Genomic DNA, 21,962 nt, shown 5'->3' on the forward strand with positions numbered 1-21,962 from the left:
GTCGTCCGGGCGGAGGATTATTGAGAATGAATTACGACGATTACTTCAGGTCCCGCCTGGATGGTTTGCGTTCATCCGGCAATTATCGGATTTTTGCCGACCTGGAGCGTTATGTCGACGCCTTCCCCAAAGCCCGGAGCCACCGTAACGGAGCCGTGCAGGACATTACCATCTGGTGCAGCAATGACTATCTGGCCATGGGGGTCAGCCCGATGGTGCGCGAGGCCATGAAGGATGCCATCGACCGCTGCGGAGGTGGCGCCGGGGGCACACGCAACATATCCGGTACAAACCACTACCACGTGCTTCTGGAACAAGAGCTGGCCGACTGGCATAACAAGGAAGCCGCCCTGCTGTTCACATCTGGCTATATTGCCAACATGACCACCCTGATGACCTTGGGATCGCAAATTCCGGGCATGGTTCTGTTTTCCGATTCGGACAATCACAATTCAATGATCGAGGGAATACGGCATTCCCGCGCACCGAAGCATATCTGGAAGCATAATGATTACGATGATCTGCATCGCCAGCTATCCCAGCACGACCGCACCACACCCAAACTAGTTATTTTCGAGTCCGTGTATTCCATGGACGGCGACATTGCCCCACTCGAGAAAATCATAGATGTGGCCGAGCATCATAACGCCATGACATTCCTGGACGAAGTCCATGCCGTCGGAATGTACGGGGAACAAGGATCAGGCGTTGCAGAGCGCGACGGCGTTCGTGACAGGGTCGATATCATACAGGCCACCATGGGGAAAGCCGTAGGAACCATAGGGGGGTATATTACGGCCAAGTCACACATTGTTGACTTCGTTCGTAGTTTTGGGGCCGGCTTCATTTTTACAACATCGTTGCCCCCAGCTGTTGCAGCAGGAGCCTTGGCCAGCATTCGCTGGCTGCGGACACACAATACCATCCGCGAATGCCATCAGGAGCGGGCCAGAACACTCAAGCAACGCCTGCAGTCATTGGACATACCGGTTATGGCTTCGGAAAGTCACATCGTGCCTGTCATGGTTGGTGATCCCGCCCTCTGTAAACAAGCAAGTGACGAGCTTCTCGAGAAACACGGAATCTACGTGCAGCCCATCAACTACCCAACTGTTCCCAAAGGTACGGAGAGACTGCGCTTCACACCAACACCCCGCCACACAGATGAGCACATCGATCACCTGTGTCACGCCCTTGTCCAAGTTTGGGAACGCTTGGGCATAAAAGCAAAGGCTGCTGCAGCCTAGCCCACAATGGACAGAAGGGTGGGATTCTATCTCTACCCTTCTGTCATGATACAGGATCTATGCCCTCAAGGCCCGGATATTGGCCGCGTACTGACCGGAACCACCCGAAAAGACGGCGTTCCCGGCGACCAGAACATCAGCCCCGGCCTCGACACATTCCAGCGCCACAGCCGACGTTATACCCCCGTCAACTTCCAGCTCAATCGGGCGGGATCCGATCTTTGCGCGAATACGGCGGATTTTCTCCAGCTGTGAAGGAATAAATGCTTGGCCCCCAAAACCAGGATTAACGGACATCACCAGAATCAGATCCAAACGATCAAGAATATAATCCAGAGCGGACTCCGGTGTTGCCGGATTGAGTGAGATTCCCACTTTCTTGCCGAGGGAACGGATCAGCTGCAAAGTCCTGTCCAGATGCCCACCAACCTCGGCATGCACGGTGATAATATCGGCCCCGGCAGCTGCAAAAGCCTCTATGTACGGATCAACCGGATCAATCATAAGATGCACATCAAAAGTCTTGGTGGTATGCGGCCGTAGAGCCTTTACCACAGCAGGACCAATCGTGATGTTGGGAACAAAGTGGCCATCCATGACATCAATATGGATATAATCCGCCCCCGCCGCATCAATGGCACGCACCTCCTCGCCAAGGCAGGCAAAGTCAGCAGACAGGATACTGGTGGCAATCTTGACAGCCATGGAGGCCAACCCTTTCACACATCTAAAACCGCTTCTTATAACCACCGACTATCAGGCAACCTCGGTCAAAGCACCCGCTTCTGCATAGCGCTTGGCCATGTCAGCCAACGGAATGACCTTGATTCGCGACGCATGCCCGGCAGCCCCGAAACGTTCAAAGCGATTGACACACACCTTCTCCATGGCGTCCATGGCTGGTTTCATGTAACTGCGTGGATCAAACTCTGACCGGTTTTCCGCAAACACCTTGCGAATAGCCCCGGTAATCGCCATACGATTGTCGGTATCAATGTTGATCTTGCGGACACCATACTTGATCCCCTGCTCAATTTCTTCCAGAGGAACACCAAAGGTCTGCGGCATATCACCGCCATACACGTTGATAATATCCTGCAAGTCCTGCGGAACAGAAGAAGCACCGTGCATAACCAGATGAGTCCGGGGAAGCTTGGCATGGATCGCCTTGATGACGTTCATAGCCAAGATATCGCCCGTAGGTTTACGACTGAACTTATAAGCCCCATGACTGGTGCCAATAGCTACAGCCAATGCATCAACGCCTGTTTTTGAAACAAAATCAGCAGCTTGATCAGGATCTGTCAGAAGCTGGGAATGATCAAGCGTGCCTTCGAACCCATGCCCGTCTTCCTTGTCCCCCTTTCCCGTTTCCAGTGACCCCAGACAGCCCAGCTCACCCTCGACAGAAACACCGACCATATGCGCCATCTCTGCAACGGTCCTGGTAACACGCACATTATAGTCATAGCTTGCGGGCGTCTTGCCGTCGCTTTCCAACGATCCATCCATCATGACCGATGTAAAACCACTCATCACCGCTGACATACACGTTGCAGGGCTGTTACCGTGATCCTGATGCATACAGACCGGTATGTGGGGGTACATCTCGGTCACGGCCAGGATCATGTGCTTGATCATGACATCGCCCGCATATTTGCGGGCACCGCGACTGGCCTGTAAAATAACGGGTGAATCGGTTTTGTCAGCAGCCTTCATGATGGCCAGAACCTGTTCAAGGTTATTCACATTGAAGGCTGGCATTCCATAAGAATATTCGGCTGCATGGTCCAGAAGCTGGCGGAGTGTAACGGAAGCCATTCAGCTCTCTCCTCTAATAAACAGTTTATGTGACCCGCACCGACAAAGCGCGATTCACCAATACGATCAGGCCATCACACGCAGGGCTTCTGCTGCAACAGCCTCGGCTGTAATACCGAAGTGACGGTACAGATCCGCAGCCGGTGCCGACGCCCCAAAGGACTTCATGCCGACAATCGCGCCATCCAGCCCGACATAACGCTCCCACCCCAAGGTCGCTGCCGCTTCAACAGCAACGCGCGGAGCGTCACCCAGCACAGAGCGACGATACTCTGCCGTCTGGGCATCAAACAATTCTTGGCAGGGCATTGATACAACGGCAGCCCGAACTCCACGACCAGCCAGACTTTCCCGTGCCGTCATGGCAATCTCAACTTCCGAGCCGGTAGCCAGCAGGGTGACGTCACGGACCCCATCAGCTGCCTCGGCAAGAACATAGGCGCCACGCGCTGACTGATTCTCATCGACCCGGTCACGCAAACACGGAAGGTTCTGACGCGACAATGCCAGAAGGCTTGGCCCGGTTGTGGTTTCCAAGGCCAGCTGCCAACACTCCGCTGTCTCAACAATGTCGGCAGGGCGGAACACCAAAAGATTGGGCATTGCACGCAAGGACACCAGATGCTCCACCGGTTGATGGGTCGGCCCATCTTCACCCAGCCCGATGGAATCATGCGTCATGACATAGACAACCCGGATTCCCATAAGGGCTGCCATGCGGATCGCAGGACGCGCATAATCCGCAAAAACCAGGAAGGTACCGCCATAGGGAATGAAGCCACCGTGCAGGGCAAGGCCATTCATAACCGCTGCCATGCCATGTTCCCGGACACCATAGTGAATATAGTTGCCAGAGGCGTCATCGGGGAGAACCGACATCATCCCCTTGGCCAGGGTAAGATTAGAATGCGTCAGATCGGCAGATCCCCCGACCAAGGAGGGCAAAAACGGGGCGATTGCATCCAGTGCCATCTGGCTGGCTTTTCGGGTTGCTGCAACCTTTGTTTTTTCTGTAACTGCCTTGGCTTTCAGATCGATCAGGCCCTGCTCCCAGCCCTCTGGCAATGCCCCTGACAGAGCTGCAAGAAACGTGTCCCGACGTTCACCGGGCAAGCAAGAAACACGATTATCCCAAGCCTGACGCTCTGCCCTGCCACGCTGACCAGCTTTGCGCCAAGCTGACAAGACAGGGGCAGGAATATCGAAAGCATCACAATTCCAGCCAAGTTTGGCACGGGCACCCGCAAGCTCGACATCACCCAAGGGGGCTCCATGGGTTTTTTCTGAACCTGCCAAAGTCGGAGCACCAAATCCTATCACTGTCTTGCAGGCAATCAGGGTCGGACGATCGGATTTCTTGGCTCCCTCAATCGCAGCGGCAACCGCTTCCGGATGATGACCATCAACAGCGACCGTATTCCAACCTGCTGCACGAAAACGGGCGTGCTGATCTTCTGAGGTTGCCAAGGACACCTGCCCGTCAATGCTGATGGCATTATCATCCCACAGTACAACCAGCCGGTTGAGCTTCCAATGCCCGGCCATGGTTATGGCTTCCTGCGACAAGCCTTCCATAAGGCATCCATCGCCCGCAATCACATAGGTCCAGTGATCAACCACATCCCGGCCATGGCGTGCAGCCATCATTTTTTCAGCCAAGGCGAAACCCACGGCATTGGCAATCCCCTGCCCCAAGGGGCCGGTCGTTGTTTCTGCCAGAGACACATGGCCGTATTCCGGGTGCCCTGCCGTGATCGCACCAAACTGACGGAACGCCTTTACCTGATCCAGGGTTACGTCTTCATAGCCCAGCAAATAGCCAAGACTGTACAGCAGCATCGAGCCATGACCTGCCGAAAGGACAAAACGATCCCGGTCAGCCCAACAGGGGGCAGAGCTGTCAAATTTCAGGAATCGGGTAAAAAGAACAGTTGCGACATCTGCCATTCCCATTGGCATGCCCGGGTGCCCGGAATTAGCCTTCTGAACCGCATCTGCAGCCAGAAAACGGATTGCATTGGCCATCTCAGCATGGTCAGGGGTACTCATGACTCTCGGACTCCGGTCAAAATTCACCAAGGCTTACCGGAAAGACGCAACGAAGATAACCTGCCGACCAGAATGAAAGTCTACCTGAACCAAAGGAGCAGGGATGTGACCTTAAAACCCACGTATAAACAAGGCATTCCACGGCAAAAAGACCTGTAGCACGTCCCTCCATATTGACCACACGGCACTGGTACAATCACCGCGCAGCAAAAACAGACACTCCATACCACGTCTGGCAAACAGACAGATATCGTTTTCTATACGAGTAAAACTGCCTTTCCCAACGCTTGGGAACCCGCGTACTACGCGCCCCTACAGCCAACCGTATGGGCACAGGTTGTCTCCCCTGTCACCTCATCCCAGAATGCAAAGCCATTCTTGCCAGACTGTTTTGCATGATACATGGCTGCATCCGCCTTCCTGAGCAAATGACAGGAATCCTCACTCACACAGCCAGACAGAATAACAATGCCTATCGAAGCCGAGATATCCTGTATCCGGATGCTTTGTTGCCCGCACAACAAACTGTAGGGAGCCGCGAGAACCTGTAAAATGCGACGGGCAACGTGGGCCGCGCCCTCGCATCCATCTACAACCCCCAGAATAATTGTAAATTCATCCCCGCCAAAGCGAGCCACGGTGTCACTGTCCCTGACGCACGAGACAAGGCGACGGGCAACTTCCTGAAGGAGAATATCGCCAACCTCATGCCCGAAATCATCGTTGACGCACTTGAAACCGTCCAGATCAAGAAACATGAGGGCAATAGACCCTTCTGTACGGCTGATCACACGCAGCATATGCTCCAAGCGATCATTGAACAGATTCCGGTTGGGCAAGGCCGTAAGAACATCGTAATTGGCTTGATACTGAACCTTCTCTTCATCCTGCTTGCGCTGGGTAATATCGTTGGCAACCAAGACCACACGATGCAGCTGCCCATCGGTCAAGCGTAACGCTGAAGCAGTCAGACGCAGGGCAAAACGCTCCCCGCTACAGCGAACAGACCACATTTCGCGACGACAGTGCCCCTCCTGAGCCTGCATACCGTCCAGAAGCGACGGCCAACCACGACTGTCACCACCGAACATGATATCGGTTACCGACAGACCAACAGGTACATGGTCCGACACACCAGACAGGGACACTGCTGCCGGATTTGCAACAAGGATGCGCCCCTGCAAATCACACACAAATATGGCCTCAGCCGTTGTTTCCAGAACCTTGGCGGCAACACCCAGACGCTCTTCGGCAACCTTGCGCCCTGTGATATCACGCAGGACAACCACTGCACCGATCATACCCGTATCGTCTTCAAGAGGACGCGATGAATATTCGGCAACAAAGGAAGAACCATCCCGTCTGCACAGGGTAAGTTCCATACGCTCATGAAACAGCCTTCGCCGCAGAGCCGCGCGAACCAATACACTACGCCCGGAACGGACCCCGTCACCATGGATAAAAACATCATCTGCCAGCTTCCCCGGAAGAGACAGCGGCGGATATCCCAGCAGGGCGCCCGCAACCGGATTGGCAAAGGTTATACGTCCATTGATATCAATACCCATGATGGCATCACTGGCAGAGTTCAAAATTCCTTCGGTGCGCCGGTGAAGCTTATGCAGCTCCCCCGTACGCATCTCGATCTGACGCTCAAGGGCTTCCATATAACGCAGTTCCGCCTGCTCCGAGCGGCAGCGGTCCGTGATGTCCCGCAGGACAACCGCGAACATCGGCCCCTCCCCTTCATCAAGGTGGGTTACCGTAACCTCCAAAGGAAACAACGTGCCGTCGCGGTGACGACCCGACATCTCCTGGCTTCGCCCGACGAGCCAGGATGCGTTGACACAGGATGCCCAACGCCCTGCGGCAAACTGGGGGATCATTGCGCAAATCCCCAGCCCCTGCATTTCATCGGAATGTCGATTGAACAACAGCAATGCAGCACGATTTGCGGAAACAACTATCCCTTTTGGATCAACAACCAGAATCCCGTCAACAACGGCGTCAAGAATAGCAGCAAGCCGGGAAGGACGGCAAGAAGATGCCTCATCAACCCTGAAGCGCGAACTGACCCGCAAGGAAATCAGAAGGAAAGGAACGTCCTCATCAGAAAAGCCGGCAGGAAGAGGATAAACCTGAAGCTCCGCACTCAGCTTTCCTTCCTCTCCATGAACATCGACATTGATGGGCCCCCGGGATACAAGGGAAGACAGTCCAGCACAGGCTGGATCACCCACAGCCATCCCCAGAAGATCGGCGACAGACCCCCCAAGACACAAACTCCCACCGAAAAGACTCAAGGCCGCTTGGTTATAACGCACAACAGTGCCCTGCTTGCACACGAAAACAGGCTCGGAGAACAGGTCAACAAAGTCCAGGGAAGCATCCAGACACTCTATCTCAGCACATTGCACGATCTGCTCCGTCCGGGCTGACGAAGAAACACTGCCCACCGTCCACCTTCGTACTTCTGGCACCACACTTCATGCCTTTGCAAAAACAAGATTAATTATACCCTGCAACAATAACTTTTATACCACTTATACCTTTGGAATCCTCGCCACGGAGAATGCCTGTCGACCCACAGGACGTCAAGCACAGCCGTATAAAACCTACTTTTCTTGCCAGACCCCCCACTCTCCTGCTATGCCGTTCCTTGTATACGGGCTCTTTTGAAAGCAACGTGCCGTGAACAGAAAATTGACTAGAACGGGCATTCTTGCATGTGCCTTGGTCCATCTTGCGACACCAGCCTCCGCCGGAGACGCACATGCGAAGAACCCAATTTCCGAGAAAGCGTACGGTTCCTGGACCCAGCATTGCCTGACACGGGAAGATGGAAAGCAATGCATCCTGCACCAGAAAGCCCTGGATGAAGACAAAAAGGTCATCCTCGTGGCAGAAATCACAGCACAGGGCAACACACCTGATCTATCCATGCGGATTGTTGCTCCACTTGGGATTATCCTTCTTATTCCCCTGCGCGTAACTATTGATGACAAGAATCCTGCCGATCTGCCCTATACACGCTGTATCCCCGATGGCTGTATGACAGACGTTCTGCTGACCACTGATGCAGTCGAGAAAATGAAAGCCGGGAAAAAGATGATACTGACCTATACGCTGCCCAACCAGCAAACAGTCAGCGCAAAACTCTCTCTTGATGGCTTGACGGCGGGAATCAATGCCATGCCAAGCAGCAAGCAATAACACGCCTGTGTACAGATAATGAAACGTAGAGGCATTGCTTGATGAATATTTTCGACCGCTACATACAGCAGGATCAAGGCCTGAGCCACATCCCGTATTTTCTGTCAGAGGAAAAGCAGCACTGAATGAAATTTCTTGTCGCAGATGATCACCCCTTGGTTCGCAAGGCACTCAGCATAACCTTGGAAAAAGTTGATTGTACCGCTTCTGTTCTTCAGGCTGCCGACATGACAGAGCTGCTCGGACATCTCGGTGCTCACCCTGATATTGACCTGATTTTGATGGACCTGACAATGCCAGGCACATCAGGCATCGGGAGTCTGGAGCAAGCAATAAACCATGCTGCGCCAAGCCCGGTGGCCGTTGTTTCTGCGGATGAACGCCCTGAAACCGCGCTTGGGTCCTTGCGCGTTGGTGCCGTCGGATATCTGCCAAAATCCCTTCCAGAAGATGTTATGAGAGCTGCCCTCACCTTGATACTTTCAGGTGGTACTTATATTCCTCCCTTGGTGCTGTCAGCATACCGGACAACGCCCTCCTCCTCTACCGAACATGGACAAAGGCCCTTTGCCGGTTACAGCAAGCCGGATCACGGCAATTTTTCCTCAAGTACACCTCTCGTGGAACAAGGCAGGGCAACAACCCTGACCCCAAGGCAAGCAGAGGTCTTGGAGCTGGTTATCGAGGGATACTCCAATCGCGAGATTTCAGAAATTCTCTGTGTTGCCGAATCGACTGTAAAAGTACACATTACAGCTATTCTAAAAGCCTATGCCGTCAGCAGCCGGGCAAAAGCCATCTATGCTGCGCGACGTGAGGCAGAACAGGTACCCTCCTGATATTCTGACCCAGCGGAATCAGGATATAAAGAACCCCCCTGCCAGAAAAAGCAGGAGGGTCTTCTGTTGGCCGTAATCTGCCAAGGGTTCTTCAGGCGATCGAATCCTTGAGGGCCTTTCCCGGCCGGAACTTTGGCTGCTTGCTGGCAGCAATCTTGATCTCTTCGCCTGTGCGCGGATTTTTCCCGGTACGGGCCGCACGCTTGGACACGGCAAAGGTCCCGAAACCAACCAGACGCACCTCGTCCCCCTTCTTCAGGGCAGAGGTCACAGCATTAAAAAGTGCATCAACAGCACGGGCAGCATCTGTTTTGCTGAGGCCGGCTTCATTGGATACAGCGTCGACGAGTTCGCTCTTGTTCATAACTCAAGATCTCCTTGCGTTCAGACAACGAATGGCAAATAGCAATCCATCCCCCGACCCTTGGTGGGGCAGGCCTCTTCGGGAAACCATGCCCTCCGAAACCAACATCCTGGTCGAGGCGGCAGTTTCATCTGCTTCACGCCCGGACGCAAGAGAATCCCTTACCAAAGGCACATGTTTCCTACCTTGACAGTTTATTTTTTCATCACATCCCCCTTGTTCTCACCCACCAAACCAGAACATAGAAAGAACAAATGATGTTTTACCTTGCAGGAAGCCTGAAGTCAGTATCCTCCAAGGTCGGCAGGAGATACCCCATCAGGCGGCAATATTTACCGCGTCGTACGCCAAGGCGAACCACAACAACCGCCCAAACATAAAAGAAGCCCCCGCGACAGCCCAAAACTGATCTGGCACACCATTTGCTGCACTGGTGGTGGGAGCACCTGTCTGCCCCGGGACGACAGATAAATGGGACAACAAAGTCAGGGATAGCCAACAATGGATGTGTCAGCGGTCAAAACGAAAGCGCTTTCGAATCAGTCAAGCAATCCGGCAAACCCGGATGCCACACCTTCCCTTGATGGAGAGACCCCGGACTTTGCCGCTCTTCTGGCCAAGGGTGCATTGACGGATGGCACGGATGCCCTGCGTGAGAAATTGATCCAGTCTGCCGATACCCTGACGGCGGCCCACTCCGTAACACGCACCATTGAACGCGCCGAGCGGCCTGAACCATCCCAGCGGAGCGTACGTCAACGTACAGAGCCACGACGGACGGCAGGAGAACGGGATGAAGCACGGGCCTCAACAGGCTCTACCCATACCGAGCGCAAAAACAACACCAGCAGGAGTGAGACTGAGTCCTCCTCCTCGGATAGGTCGGAAGGGAAGGACAGGGCTACGGAAGCACTGGTTCCGCTGGTCTCGCAGACACAGGCAATGTCCTTTGTTGCCACATCAGAGGGTGATGAGTCCCTGGGTGTGAACGCAGGGGCGCAGGTCAAACTAAACGGGCCACAACAGGCCGGTAATGGTCTGGTTGATGGGTCTGTACGCCAAGGACCGATAAACCCCGTTGCTGATTTACAGGCTGCAACCACAGAACCCACCGATCAAAAAGAGGCAAAGCAGAACCAGATACGGCCACAAGATCTCCGGACAGCCAATATCGCGCAGTCCGAAGGCATCGAGGCTGCCGTCGGAGATGCTGTAGAGGGGGGTATAAAAGTAACCGTGCGGGCAGAAGCCCGCGATGGGCAAGCCCGCTACCAAGGACATGATTTCAGCCAGTCCACCAAGGGAGAATCTTGGACACTGGCATCACAGGCATCAGATCAAGGAACGACCGGCCAGAATGGCAACAACGGCGACGGAACAGGCCAGAATGGCAAGACAACACAACACCTTCCGCAAGGGAACAGCCTCCAGAACGGCGGTTCAGCTCTAGCCGGAACAACCAGTACATCGACACCCTCCTTCCGCACGACCCTTGACGCATCATCCGGACAGAATGCCGAAGCCGCGTCAGGCTCAAAGGCAACATCCGCACAAGCAACTGGTGCAACAACCCAGCAGCAGCGCGAAGCATCCAGAACTACGTCTACTTTCAGACCGACACAAACACCCAAGACACCTGACCCCAGTCCGGTCGAGCAGATCCGGCTCAAGATAACCAAAGGGGCCATCAACGGTGATACCATTCGCATACAGCTGCGCCCCGAAACGCTGGGGAAAGTTGATATCCGTCTGGAAGTCCATGAAGGACGGGTCAGCGCACATGTTGTTGCGGAGACCCGGGACGCGCTGGATCTTCTCAAGGCAGATGCCCGCAACCTGGAACGTGCCCTGCAGGACTCGGGGCTGAAGGCAGACAGCGGCAGTCTGAATTTCTCCCTACGTGGTGAGGGAAACCCACGGCAAGCCGATCAGAATGACGGCGGACGCCAAGGGGCTGGCACCCCCTATGACCCTCACCGTCACACCCTGGACGATGACCTGGCAGAAGCACCGGACATCGAAAGCCTGCGCAGAACAGCAGCCGCAGCCCGCGGCGGCGTTGATGTCCGCATCTAGATCTGGACGGAGAGAGAGACCATGCCATCGGTAAGTGCTTCGGCCCATGATCAGGCTCTTTACCAGCAGCTCACCAAAGAAAATGGTGGGAAAGAGAATGTATCACGGAACAAGCTGGCCAAGGACCTGAACACATTCCTGACGCTTCTGACCAGTCAGCTGAAGCATCAGGATCCCCTGTCGCCGATGGATTCAACAGAATTTACCCAGCAGCTGGTTCAATTTGCACAAGTTGAACAGCAAATGTCACAAAACGAGAAACTCGATAAACTGGTCGCTGCGCAGAATGCCAGCCTGGCCGCAACAGCTGTCAGCTATATCGGTAATTACGTGGAAGCAGAAAGCAACCAGGTTCCCCTTCAGGATGGAAAAGGCCGGTTTGCATACGGCCTGCGTGAAGCGGCCAAGCAGGTTGGTATTCTGGTCAAAGACGCCACCGGGCGCGTTGTCCGCTCCTTCAATGGTGAAACATCGGCCGGGATGCACGACTTCCGCTGGGATGGCAAGGACGACAACGGCGACCAGCTGCCCGACGGAACCTATAACCTTGCCATCACGGCCACAAACGACAAGGGATCTGTCGAAACGTGGTCCACGGCCTTTGGCAAGGTCACAGGCGTCACCAGCAAGGATGGTGAAGTGCTTCTGGTCATGGACAAGGCCGGTGTCCCGATTTCCAAGATCCTGTCCATCTCTGCCACATGGGACGGCAAGAATGCCTCCCTGGATTCTGCCCTTGGTTATGTGGGCAAAAGCGTCGAGGTCAGAAGCAATATGCTGACCCTGCAAAATGGCAAGGCCAGACTGGGGTATACACTGCCGTCAATGGCAGACAGCACAACAATCAGCATTGTGGACAGTGACGGATTTGTTGTCCGGACCCTGGACGGTCGTACCGGAAGCGGAAACCATACCCTGGAATGGGATGGTACCAATGACGAGGGGCTTCTTCTGGAAGACGGTCCCTACTCTGTACGGGTCACAGCCAAGCAAGGAGAAACCTTGCTGGAGAATATTGCCACCACAACCTTTGGAACCGTAACCGCAGTCAGCAATGCCGGCGGCACACCAATGGTCGTGATGGGCACATCAACCATTCCGGTTTCTGCCATCCTGGCAGCGGCAGGCGTGTAGGTCAGGACAAAGAAAGACTGTCCACATGAGCGGACACAGTATCCGCCCCGGAGCAGTCAGAAAGCAGAAAGAGTGATCTTCCGTCCCGAACAGAGGCGAAAAGGGATGGAGCAAGAAGCAAGGAGTTCAACCAATGTCGCTGTACGGAGCCCTGTTTGCCGGTGTGTCCGGCCTGTCCGCCCAGTCTACGGCCATGGGGGCAATTGCCGACAACGTCACAAACATCAACACGATCGGATACAAGGGGACAAAGACAAACTTTTCCACCTTTGTGACCCGTCAGGTCTCGTCAACTTCCTACAGCGCCGGCGGTGTGCAGTCACGCCCCCGCACTGGGGTTGACATACAGGGGCTTCTGCAATCCTCCACTTCCTCAACCGATGTTGGCATATCCGGTGCCGGCTTCTTTGTCGTGTCAAAGCAGGCCCTGAACTCCACGGGCTTCGGGTATTCCCGGGCCGGCTCCTTCAAGATCGATAAAGACGGATATCTGCAAAACGTTGGCGGATACTATCTGCAAGGGTGGCCCTTGGAAAACTGGGATGGATCATTAAGTGCAGCCACCGTTGTCAAAGACGGCAATACATATATGAAATCGTATAAAAACAATCTTGGCGAAACGTACTACATGAACGATAACGCCATTGATAATGTCAATCTGCAGCCTATGAACCTCAGCAGCATCGGGGGGACTGCACGTGCAACCTCGATATTGTCCATTGCCGCCAATCTGCCTTCCGGCGCTCTGGTCGGTGCCACCGAGAAGACAAACGCCCCGATTTTTGACAGCCTTGGAAACAGCCACAACCTGAACTTTTCATGGATCAAGCGGGGACAAAACCAGTGGGACTACGAGGCAATGCCGCCGGAAGGAACCACATACCTGACCCTTGATGACCAGACAGACGCCAAACGCGTGTACTTCGCTGCAGGACGGATTGATTTCAGCAATATCCCCGCCAATGGTAAAACTATGACAATGGCTCTGGGCGGGAACAACTACACATTCCGCTTCAGTACGGCAAATCCAACCAGCGGATACCGTGATGACGGAGCCAAGAATAACAGCGTGACGGCAAATGCAGCGGGAGCAAACGGAGATACGATAGTAATAGGAGGTATTACCTTTACCATTCGGACACCCGGCCCAGCAAGTAATGCAACCGAAGTTGACGTAAGCGGCCTCACAGGGGCCGCAGCTATAGCCAATCAGATCGCTCAGACAGCACAATCCTATTTCAGTACTCGCCTTGGACCAGGAAATTGGGTAACAAGTTCGGCAGGGGATATTCAATCATCCTTTGAGATAAGCGCGGTTTCAGGAACCACGTTTGCAACAGCACCAGCTCACGTAACAATTGGAAGCGGAACACCCAACGAGTTCGTCATCAACACCACCGGTAAATCATTGAGCCAGATCTTGGATATTCTTGGCAAAATGATCAATACGGCCTCCTCCGCGTCGCTGAATGATGTTGCTGGCCGGTTCCCTCCCTCTCCTCCTGCTAATCTGGCCATCCGGGTAGCAGGGGAGAATGGCATTATGTTCCGTCAGTTCTCGGCTATACCCGGTCAGGAAATTTCTGTTGATGCATCCGCACTGGAAGACATCAACAGTCAGAAATCTGTTCTCCAGAGCACTGTCTTTACGGTACCAGCCCTTGGCCCCAGCATGTCGTGGATCAAGCCTACCGGGGGTGAGCCACCCGCCGTCAAGTTCAATGGGGATGGTACCATTAATGAACTGCACGGATCGGATGAAACAACAGCCGTTGACCCCCGCTTGCGGGTTCGCGTTGGTTGGGCCAACGGGGCCCTGAATATGGATGGATCAACGCCACTGACAGGCGGCAGCCCCGGTATTGCCCTGTTTCTGGGCAACTACAACAGCCCTAACGAAGCCATGCAGCAAAAAGCCGGGGCCTATCAGCTGAACAAGGTTGCCCAAAACGGTAACAAATTCGGTAACTTTGCCGGTCTGACAATCGGGGAAGATGGCGTTGTAACAGCCCGGTTTGACAACGGGGTCACCATTCCCATCTTCATGATCCCGCTGGCCACGTTTGTGAACCCAAATGGCATGAACAGCCAAACCGGCAACGTGTTCCAGGAAACAAGCCAGTCCGGCCTGCCAACCCTGCGCGAAGCGGGAAGCGGAACAGCCGGCGTTGTATCCGGTGCATCTCTGGAGGCTTCGACCGTTGATCTGGGGGAAGAATTCACCACGATGATCACGACACAGAGAGCTTATTCAGCAGCATCAAAAATCATTACCACAACCGACCAGATGCTGGATGAACTGGTCAACATCAAGCGCTGATGATCCTGACTGATATTATGTGTGCAGATTGTCTGTGCTGGTAACTACAGGAAAGCTCCGGGCTTTTGCGTCACGGAGCTTTCCTGTAGCCCCGTTTCTCTTGTCCGGAAAGCCATCATGCCAGGCAAAAATTGCCCGGTATTAACCGGTTGTTCACCGTCACAGCATAGCCTCCTGAGTACGGGTGCAGGGGTGATCTTGCCCTTGTTTTCAGAAACGTACAGTCTCGGGCATAAACCGGGATATGGCTTGGCGGGAAGCGGACTGTGGACTCATTTGTTCAGCAAATGCGTAATCTGGGACCGGCACGCTTGGCTGCCTTGGCTGGCGTCGCAATCGGCCTTCTTGGCTTTCTTGTTTATTTTGCCACACGTCTGGGCACACCGCCTATGGAACGCCTGTTTGGCGATTTGTCTACAGCCGATGCAAAAGCCATTATTTCCGAGCTGGAAAGCCAGAAAGTCCCTTTTGAGCTCCGCAACAACGGTACTGAAATTGCGGTACCATCCAGCCAGGTTCTTAAACTTCGGGTACAACTTGCCGAAAAAGCATCTGCAACAGGCGGGGCCGTTGGTTACGAAGTATTCGACCAAATGGACAGTCTGGGCGCCACCAACTTCATGCAGAACGTCAATCAAGTGCGGGCACTGGAAGGTGAGCTGGCACGGACCATCATGGCTATAGAGGGAGTCAAGGCGGCACGCGTACACCTCGTCATGCCCAAGCGGGAGGTATTTACCCGCGAAACGCAGGATCCATCTGCTGCCGTCTTCATCAAAATGCATCGTGGCCGCCTGTCCCGTGAACAAGCCAATGCCGTACAGCGCCTGATCGCCGCCTCGGTGCCGCGCCTGAAACCAGCACGGATCTCTATCGTGGATGATCGGGGAACCCTTCTGACACCGGGTATGGAAGATGAAGGCGTCGCCAAGCTCAATACCCAGGAAGAGATGCGCCGCAGGGAAGAAGCACGACTCGCACGCTCCCTGGAACAGCTTCTGGAAAATGTCGTGGGGCTGGGCAAGATTCGGGCCGAAGTCCGCGCCGATATCGATTTTGACAAAGTTGTGACCAACCAAGAAATCTACGATCCAGAAGCCCAGGTAGCAAGATCTACCGTAAATCGTCAGGAAAGCAACGAATCATCGGAAAATGATCCTGGCAATGTCAGCGTTGCCAATAATTTGCCCAATGCACAAACGGCCTCCGGTGGGCCTGCCGCCACATCGCGGGAAAACAGGACCGAGGAAACAACAAACTTCGAGATTTCCCGGAAGGTTACCAACCAAGTCAAGGAAGGCCCCCAAATCCGGCGGTTGTCTGTCGCAGTCCTTGTTGACGGCATTTACAGCACAGGGGACAATGGAGAAAGGCAATTCCAGCCTCGTCCCGCCGAAGAAATGGACAAGCTGGCTGCTATTGTACGCTCGGCCATTGGTTTCGATGCCGCGCGCGGCGATCAGGTTGAGCTGGTCAACATGCAGTTCCAGGCTTTGGACGAGGCCGATCTGGAAGCGCCATGGATGTTCATGGGTTTCACCAAACCCGAAGTCATGCGTATGGCTGAAAGCTTTGGTGTTGCGATTGTTGCGATCCTGATCATCCTGATGGTAGTGCGTCCCTTGGTGGCACGGGCCTTCGAGGGCATGGCAGCAAGCGAAGACAACCAGCTGCTGACCGCAGATGGAATGCCCAATGCGCAGCTGTCCGGCCCAGCGCCCATTCCGGAGGAAGAGGACATTTCTGACGAGCTGATTGATATCGACAAGGTTGAGGGCCGCGTAAAAGCATCATCCCTGCGCAAGATCGGGGAGATTGTCGACAAGCATCCGGAAGAGGCCGTGTCGATCATTCGTAACTGGCTGTACCAGGAGGCCGCATAGAGGTTGGGCTTGTGCCCGGGCATGCACATGTTCTGGCCTGTTGATGCATACCTGACAGAGGAGAAGGCACCGTGGGGCGCCTGAAAGAAGATTACAGAAGCCTGACCGGACCACAGAAAGCGGCCATCTTTCTGCTGTCCTTGGGTGACGAGCATTCAACCCGCTTGTTCTCAATGATGAATGACGACGAGATCAAGGAACTTTCACAGATCATGGCGAACCTTGGTACCGTCTCGGCGGCCCTTGTCGAGCGCCTGTTTGTGGAATTTGCCGATGCCATCTCCAACACCGGGTCGCTGGTTGGTTCGTTTGACACGACAGAACGCCTGCTGATGAAAACCCTGCCCAAAGACCGCGTGGAATCCATTATGGAGGAAATTCGTGGTCCCGCAGGGCGTACCATGTGGGACAAGCTTGGTAACGTTAACGAACAGGTGCTGGCAAACTATCTGAAGAACGAATACCCGCAAACCGTTGCCGTTGTGCTTTCTAAGATCAAGGCGGATCACGGTGCCAGAGTTCTGGGCCTTTTGCCCGAACCCTTTGCGCTGGAAGTCATCATGCGCATGCTGCACATGGAAGCCATCCAGAAAGAAGTTCTGGATGGTGTTGAAAAGACACTGCGGACCGAATTCATGTCGAACCTGGCGCGGACACAACGCCGCGATGCGCATGAAATGATGGCCGACATCTTTAATAACCTTGATCGCAACACTGAAGCCCGGTTTATGGGTGCCCTTGAAGAGCGTAACCGCGAAAGTGCGGAAAAGATCAAGCAACTCATGTTCACGTTCGAGGATCTCAACCGCCTGGATGCAGCCGGCGTTCAAACTTTGCTGCGCCATGTGGAAAAGGACAAGCTGGCCCTGTCCCTGAAGGGGGCCTCGGATGGTCTGAAAGACCTGTTCTTCAAGAATATGTCCGAGCGCGCCGGCAAGATGCTGCGTGATGACATGGATGCCATGGGCCCTGTCCGTCTGCGCGAAGTGGACGAAGCGCAGAATATTATTGTTGTCCTGGCCAAGGAGCTGGCCAATTCCGGGCAGATTGTCATCTCTGAAGGGAAGGAAGACGACGAACTGGTCTATTGATTCCTTTCCCTGCCTGATCCCCGGAGTACTTCATGGCCCCGCCGACTGTCCGCAAATTTACCTTTGATGTCCGTTTCGACGAACCGACACCTTCGGAGCGACAGCCTGTTCTTTCCGAACTCCTGATCAGCGAACCTCCGCCAGAGCCAGAGCCGGAACTGCCGCCAGAACCAGAAGAGCCGCCCCCGGTTGTTTTCAGTCAGGAAGAGCTCGAATTTGCCCGCGAAGAAGCCTATGTCGCCGGCCACGCTGCTGCCCTTCAGGAAGCGGCCGCATCCGTGGAGCAATTTGTAGCCGAGGCATTAAATCGCTGCGCAGAGTCAATGACTGCTCTTGCAAGCAAGACAGACCCTCTTGCTGATGCGGCCACATCTGCAGCCATCCAGGTTGTACACACGATTTGCCGGAAGTTGCTGCCACATACAGCCGACGATTATGCCATACGGGAGATTACCAGCCTTGTGCAGTCCCTGCTGCCAGATTTGATCGGTCAACCCCGTATCCTGATCCATACCAGCCCGAAAATGGTGGATCTCCTCCGCAAACGTCTGACTGAAACAATCAGCAAAACGGGTTTCGAGGGACGTATGGTTCTGCTGGGTGATTCCGTCATGCTTCCCACTGATGCCCGGGTTGAGTGGGCCGATGGTGGCGCAGAGCGAAACATGGCCAAGGCGCTTGATGAAATAGATGCCCTGATGCAACGGAATATTCCGCTGTTCCAGCAGGGGCAAGCCTTGGAGCCCGGGCACCTGTCCCATAGTGGGGAAGCCGATACCATAACCAAGACAATCGAGGACATTTGGCCCGATATTGATCCGGCCAAATGGTACACGCCTCCGGACAAGCCTGTGACAACGGTCTCCATACAGCAAGAAACTCATCCGGAACAAGAGAACATGATGAGCGAAGCCCCTGAACAGGCCACTTTGGTCGAACCAAAACCCGTGCAATCCGAGGCCATCATCAGTGAAAACACAAATACAGGTGAAGACGCTGAAATAATGAAAGCAAGCGAGATAACACAACAAGCTGCGGATGCAGATCCGACAGAAGACCTGAAACCCGAAGCGTAAACAGGGAGGAACGCTTGTCATGGCTGACAATGATCTTGAACTGGATGAAATGCCGGAGGAAGAAGATGAAACCGGCCAACAAGATGACGATATAGAGATTGCCGAGGAACTTCCGGATAAACCACGCTCGGCCGCTGATCTTGAGGCTGTCTACGATATCCCGGTACAAGTGTCCGCAGTTCTCGGAAAGTCATCCATGCAGGTCAACAACCTGCTGCGCTTGGGGCGCGGAGCCGTTGTAGAACTGGACCGAAAAGTCGGGGAAGCTATTGACATCTATGTCAACAATCGCCTCGTCGCTCGTGGAGAGGTTGTCGTCGTCGAAGACAGGCTCGGCATTACCATGACAGAAATTATCAAGACAGACCGTACCTGATACATCCCTCAATGCGCATCAAGGACCAGACCTGATGGCCGAAAGCGGTAACATACAGGAAAGCCTGCCGGACTCCTCGGATGACTACACAAGCCGACCCCGGGGCGTTGATGTTGCAACACTCTCGGGCATACTGGGTGCTGTTGCCCTTACGGGGATGGCTATTGCAGCCAGCGGCTCGCCATTGTCATTTGTCGACATGTCGGGCCTGTTAATTGTGTTGGGTGGCACCATACTGATCACAGCAACCAGCTTCAGTTGGGCTGATATACGGCAAACACTACGCGAACTGGGTCGATCGGCTGGATACAAGATGCCCGCCCCACAGGATGTGGCGCTCGATATGCTTCGTATCGCCGAATATACACACCGCCATGGCATCCTGAGACTACGCGGCGTTGTTCTGAATTCCCTGCATCGCGACCAGATTCTGCACAAGGGGCTTCAGCTTGTGCTGAACGGTACAGCCGAAAATGAAATTGCACGTATTCTCTCTTCAGATATCGCCTCAAGCCGGGTTCACAGTGACCGAGCGGTCTGCGTCCTGCGGCGCGCAGCAGAGACCAGCCCTGCCATGGGACTGATCGGAACCCTGATTGGCTTGGTACAAATGCTGGGGCATCTGGATAATCCGGCCGCAATAGGACCGGGGATGTCAATTGCCCTTCTGACCACTTTCTACGGTGCCGTCATGGCCTACATGATCCTTGGCCCCCTTGGGTCACGGCTGGAACGAAATGGTCAGGAAGAAGCCTTGGTGCACCAGATATGGCTGACAACAGTCCTGTCGATTGAACGCAGGGAGAGTCCATCGCAACTGGAACTGCACTTCAACAGTATCCTGCCCCCTGGTCAGCGGCTGCCCATACACGCCGACCTGATCCGACAACCGGCAGGAGGATAAGATTTTTTTGACATTTGCCGTTCTATAGTGCGGTAGCAGCCTTGGGTCGTGTCTGTTTTGTAGTGGGGGATTGTACGAATGCGTTTGTTGATTGTTGGCTCCTTGGGCGGACAGATTGGTGCGGCAAGCCAGATTGCCATGCGCCGTGGTGCCAAGGTCAGTCAGGCCGACGATATTCACGCTGCGCTGACCCAACTGCGTGGTGGCCATGGTGCTGATTTGATGATGGTTGATATCGGGCTGGATATCCGTCTTCTTGTCGCCAGCCTTGAATCCGAACGCATATCTGTGCCCGTCGTTGCCTGTGGCGTTTCTACCGATACCAAGGCAGCCGTGGAGGCAATACGGGCCGGCGCAAAGGAATACGTCCCCCTTCCTCCTGATCCGGAATTGATTGCCGCTGTCCTTGCCGCCGTTGTGCAGCAGGACAACACCATTATATTCCGTGACCCCTCCATGCAAAAAATCATGGACCTGGCCAATCAGGTTGCTCCTTCCGAGGCCGGTATCCTGATCGTCGGAGAGTCCGGAACCGGCAAGGAGCTGGTTGCCCGACACATCCATCAGAAGTCACGACGGGCGAACCGTGTTTTTGTTGCTGTCAACTGCGCCGCTATTCCCGAAAATCTTCTTGAATCAGAGCTTTTTGGCCACGAGAAGGGGGCCTTCACCGGTGCCATTGCCAGACGTATCGGCAAGTTTGAGGAAGCCACCGGCGGTACCTTGCTGCTGGACGAAATATCGGAAATCGACGTCCGCCTTCAGGCCAAACTGCTGCGCGTTCTTCAGGAACGGGAACTGACACGCGTCGGGGGCAACCAATCCGTCAAGGTTGATGTCCGCATTCTGGCAACGTCCAACCGCAACCTTCAGGAAGAAGTACGCAAGGGCAGATTCCGCGAAGACCTGTTTTTCCGCCTGAACGTCGTGACGCTGTCTCTTCCACCACTCCGTGACCGCCCCCGGGATATCGAGATTCTCGCCAAGCATTTCGCAGAAAAGTATGCGTCCCTGAACAAGGTACCGGCCCGCCCCATTGCGGCCAATGCGATGGAGTCCTTGCAGCGGCACATATGGAGAGGAAATGTCCGCGAGCTTGAGAACACGATCCATCGCTCTGTTCTTCTGGCACGCGGCGACACAATTGACCGTGACGCCATTCTTCTGACGGAAGACGGGGAGAATGTACCCAACCCGGGCGGCAGTATCGGAACCTTGGTAGGACGGACCGTCGCTGATGTTGAGCGGGACCTGATCATCGATACCCTGCGCCATACGCTGGGGAACAGGACGCACGCTGCCAATATTCTCGGGATCTCGATCCGGACTCTTCGCAACAAACTCAGGCTGTACACTGATCAAGGGCTTCCGGTCCCGCCACCAACAGGTGGGGAGGCCGATGTTCCAGCCTGATTGTGAAATAGCATCAGGTTTTCGAATCTAGAACAGTTCAACACACTCTTTGCGCGGGAACTGACAAACGCATGGCAGAACAGGCAACACACCTGCAAACGGCAGACCGCGTTGATCCCTCTTCGACAGAGGCGACAGCAACAGCGGGCTTGTCCG

17 protein-coding genes are annotated in these 21,962 nt (G+C 54.5%); 12 read left to right on the forward strand and 5 right to left on the reverse strand.

What is annotated here, in order from left to right; all coding sequences use genetic code 11:
- Nucleotides 1–26 precede the first annotated feature (26 nt).
- Nucleotides 27–1,247: a 5-aminolevulinate synthase gene (hemA, locus tag HEQ61_RS02365; protein ID WP_168019119.1), complete on the forward strand. Its 1,221-nt coding sequence runs from the start codon at nucleotides 27–29 to the stop codon at nucleotides 1,245–1,247.
- A 57-nt stretch (nucleotides 1,248–1,304) separates the two neighbouring features.
- On the opposite strand, the gene rpe is transcribed toward hemA, so the two are convergent.
- The 4 genes from rpe to HEQ61_RS02385 form a co-directional block, all read right to left on the reverse strand.
- A complete protein-coding gene (gene rpe / locus HEQ61_RS02370) occupies nucleotides 1,305–1,952 on the reverse strand; it encodes a ribulose-phosphate 3-epimerase (RefSeq protein WP_168019120.1) in 648 nt (215 codons plus the stop codon).
- Between the two features lie 51 nt (nucleotides 1,953–2,003).
- Nucleotides 2,004–3,068, reverse strand: coding sequence for a class II fructose-bisphosphate aldolase (gene fba / locus HEQ61_RS02375; RefSeq protein WP_168019121.1), 1,065 nt, complete (start codon nucleotides 3,066–3,068; stop codon nucleotides 2,004–2,006).
- 66 nt (nucleotides 3,069–3,134) lie between these two features.
- Complete coding sequence (tkt, locus tag HEQ61_RS02380; RefSeq protein WP_168019123.1) at nucleotides 3,135–5,117, reverse strand: transketolase; 1,983 nt, start codon at nucleotides 5,115–5,117, stop codon at nucleotides 3,135–3,137.
- 302 nt (nucleotides 5,118–5,419) lie between these two features.
- Nucleotides 5,420–7,534, reverse strand: coding sequence for a bifunctional diguanylate cyclase/phosphodiesterase (locus tag HEQ61_RS02385; protein WP_168019124.1), 2,115 nt, complete (start codon nucleotides 7,532–7,534; stop codon nucleotides 5,420–5,422).
- A gap of 274 nt (nucleotides 7,535–7,808) precedes the next feature.
- Here HEQ61_RS02385 and HEQ61_RS02390 point away from each other — a divergent pair, with 274 nt between their 5' ends.
- Entirely contained in the window at nucleotides 7,809–8,330 is a 522-nt protein-coding gene (locus tag HEQ61_RS02390; RefSeq protein WP_168019125.1) for an invasion associated locus B family protein, read from the forward strand.
- 125 nt (nucleotides 8,331–8,455) lie between these two features.
- Nucleotides 8,456–9,169 (forward strand): response regulator, encoded by a 714-nt coding sequence (locus HEQ61_RS02395; RefSeq protein ID WP_168019126.1) that lies wholly within the window; start codon nucleotides 8,456–8,458, stop codon nucleotides 9,167–9,169.
- Nucleotides 9,170–9,260: 91 nt separating this feature from the next.
- Here the strand turns inward: HEQ61_RS02395 and HEQ61_RS02400 are convergent, their stop codons facing one another.
- Nucleotides 9,261–9,533: an HU family DNA-binding protein gene (locus HEQ61_RS02400; RefSeq protein WP_066135973.1), complete on the reverse strand. Its 273-nt coding sequence runs from the start codon at nucleotides 9,531–9,533 to the stop codon at nucleotides 9,261–9,263.
- A 501-nt stretch (nucleotides 9,534–10,034) separates the two neighbouring features.
- Between HEQ61_RS02400 and HEQ61_RS02405 the strand changes: the two genes are divergently transcribed.
- The 9 genes from HEQ61_RS02405 to HEQ61_RS02445 all read left to right on the forward strand — a co-directional run bounded on the left by HEQ61_RS02405 (nucleotide 10,035) and on the right by HEQ61_RS02445 (nucleotide 21,806).
- Nucleotides 10,035–11,609 carry a flagellar hook-length control protein FliK gene (locus HEQ61_RS02405; RefSeq protein WP_168019127.1) on the forward strand — a complete coding sequence of 525 codons (1,575 nt, stop codon included), beginning with the start codon at nucleotides 10,035–10,037 and terminating at the stop codon, nucleotides 11,607–11,609.
- Between the two features lie 21 nt (nucleotides 11,610–11,630).
- The gene (locus tag HEQ61_RS02410) at nucleotides 11,631–12,743 is read left to right on the forward strand and encodes a FlgD immunoglobulin-like domain containing protein (protein WP_168019128.1); all 1,113 of its coding nucleotides are present in this window, start codon (nucleotides 11,631–11,633) and stop codon (nucleotides 12,741–12,743) included.
- Nucleotides 12,744–12,876: 133 nt separating this feature from the next.
- Nucleotides 12,877–15,063: a flagellar hook-basal body complex protein gene (locus HEQ61_RS02415; protein WP_168019129.1), complete on the forward strand. Its 2,187-nt coding sequence runs from the start codon at nucleotides 12,877–12,879 to the stop codon at nucleotides 15,061–15,063.
- Between the two features lie 266 nt (nucleotides 15,064–15,329).
- Nucleotides 15,330–16,946: a flagellar basal-body MS-ring/collar protein FliF gene (gene fliF / locus HEQ61_RS02420; RefSeq protein ID WP_168019130.1), complete on the forward strand. Its 1,617-nt coding sequence runs from the start codon at nucleotides 15,330–15,332 to the stop codon at nucleotides 16,944–16,946.
- A gap of 71 nt (nucleotides 16,947–17,017) precedes the next feature.
- The gene (gene fliG / locus HEQ61_RS02425; protein WP_066135988.1) at nucleotides 17,018–18,037 is read left to right on the forward strand and encodes a flagellar motor switch protein FliG; all 1,020 of its coding nucleotides are present in this window, start codon (nucleotides 17,018–17,020) and stop codon (nucleotides 18,035–18,037) included.
- A gap of 32 nt (nucleotides 18,038–18,069) precedes the next feature.
- A complete protein-coding gene (locus HEQ61_RS02430) occupies nucleotides 18,070–19,113 on the forward strand; it encodes a FliH/SctL family protein (protein ID WP_168019132.1) in 1,044 nt (347 codons plus the stop codon).
- A gap of 19 nt (nucleotides 19,114–19,132) precedes the next feature.
- Nucleotides 19,133–19,489 (forward strand): flagellar motor switch protein FliN, encoded by a 357-nt coding sequence (fliN, locus tag HEQ61_RS02435; protein WP_168019134.1) that lies wholly within the window; start codon nucleotides 19,133–19,135, stop codon nucleotides 19,487–19,489.
- A 34-nt stretch (nucleotides 19,490–19,523) separates the two neighbouring features.
- Nucleotides 19,524–20,393, forward strand: a complete 870-nt coding sequence (locus tag HEQ61_RS02440; protein ID WP_168019136.1) for a motility protein A — start codon at nucleotides 19,524–19,526, stop codon at nucleotides 20,391–20,393.
- Nucleotides 20,394–20,471: 78 nt separating this feature from the next.
- On the forward strand, nucleotides 20,472–21,806 hold the full coding sequence (locus HEQ61_RS02445) for a sigma-54-dependent transcriptional regulator (protein WP_168019138.1): 1,335 nt from the start codon (nucleotides 20,472–20,474) through the stop codon (nucleotides 21,804–21,806).
- Nucleotides 21,807–21,962 lie beyond the last annotated feature (156 nt).

The organism is Haematospirillum sp. H4485 (assembly GCF_012102745.1).
Classification (GTDB): Bacteria; Pseudomonadota; Alphaproteobacteria; order Rhodospirillales; family Rhodospirillaceae; genus Haematospirillum.